Annotated in this window: 1 protein-coding gene; it reads right to left on the bottom strand. The window is 40.0% G+C overall.

All coding sequences use genetic code 11. The features are described from left to right. Positions 1-180: 180 nt before the first annotated feature. The coding region (locus tag GXZ13_07780) for a Cna B-type domain-containing protein (protein ID NLX75702.1) at positions 181-1,638 on the bottom strand (1,458 nt) is incomplete at its 5' end.

Below are 1,638 nucleotides of genomic sequence, written 5' to 3'. Positions count from 1 at the left end.
CCTGCCTTTTTAGCATCCTGCTTGGCTTTTCTATTAACTATGTTTCCTATTCTTCCCATAAAACCCTACCTTTCTCTGCTATTGTAGCATGTCAAGACCCAAATATACATTAAAATTCTCACATAAAAAGGGCCAGCTTATTCACCGGCCCTAGTCGCAAATTCGCTTAACTTCTATTAATTAGTCTTTTTTTCTTAAGAGTACAAAGGCTCCGCCTAAGAGGGCAAGCCCTCCAAAGAGCATACCAGCCATAGGAGCTGCACCAGTTGCTGGAAGTTTACTAGGTGTATACTTATTGACAAAGCTTGGTTTTTCTAAAACCTTACCCTTTTCGTCGCTATATACTATCTCAACTTGTCCCTTTTCATCAACCTTGATACTTACCTTAATAACAGACTCATCGTAGCTTATCTCACTATCCTTACCCTTAACTTCTACTATGCTGTAGTTGTAAACGCCAGGTTCTTCAAAGCTGAGAACCTCGAAGCTTATTTTACCTTCCCCATCGTTTTTGACGGTTTCTACAATCATGTCCTCTGACATAAGGTTAAAGGTAAATTCCTTATCCTTTAGTTTCCTACCTTCAAGAATCTTGGTTAGGCTTAGCTGACCTTTTTCGATAAGGCTATTTGATACTTCTAGGAGCTTCTCTTCTTTAACATAATAGACAGGCACATAGTCATCGCCATCCTCGTCCACTTCCTTAACAGAATAGATATAGTCGTTACCATCAATGTCTGTTAGATCCATATCCTGCCAGGCAACCTCTGTAACTCCATCAAGAAGCTCTAATATATCTGCTTCAACATCCTCTACCTGACCACCCTCAATCTGTCTAAAGAGTTTAAACCAAATAGTAGGTCTCTTATCAGCCTCACCAAACCAGGTCTTAAGCGCCTTGATTTCACCCTTAGGAATGATATATTTGTTGGTTACCCTTAAGCCTTCTTCGGTTTTTTCATAGTTATCAGGAGTATAATCTTTACCCTCTCCATCTACTTCCACCACCTTAAAGTAATAGGGATTACCATCTTTGTCAGTCTTTTCTACACCAGCAAATACCACTTCTTTAGTTCCAGACTCTAGTTTTACTGGGTCTACTCCCTCAAGAGCCTCCCATGATCCTTCATCTTCAAGGTCTAGGCTCCTATAGAGTTTAAACCAGATATCAGGTCTTGTATTGGGACCATCTTGCCAAATCTTAAAAGCGCTAATATCAGTCTTAGGAATCACATAGGTGTTTATAACCTCTCTGCCATCTTCAAACTTTTCAAAGCTTTCAAGATCTAAATTCTCTCCGTTTTGGTCTACTTCCCTAACAACAAAGTCATAGTATTCTCCTTGTGAGTTGGTTAATTCAAGATCCTTCCACTCAACCTCATAGGAGTCTTGGCCATCAAGAATTTCAACTTCCTTAAGGTCTGTATCTACTTCCTCTTCTAGTTGGCCTAGAACTCTGTAAACCTTAAGCCAGATATTCTCTCTTACAACCTTACCATTGACCCAAGTTTTCTTCGCTCTTAGGTCTCCTAGAGGAATCTTGTAGGTGTTGGTTACTTTAAGCCCTTCCTCTGACTTATCAAAGTTTTCTACTGTGATAGGCTCACCATCCCCATCTACCTCCTCTACTGTAAAGGT

The organism is Synergistaceae bacterium, assembly GCA_012728235.1.
Classification (GTDB): Bacteria; Synergistota; Synergistia; order Synergistales; family Synergistaceae; genus JAAYFL01.
The sequence above is the reverse complement of the archived record's forward strand: the minus strand, read 5'-3'. Positions and strand labels throughout refer to the sequence as shown.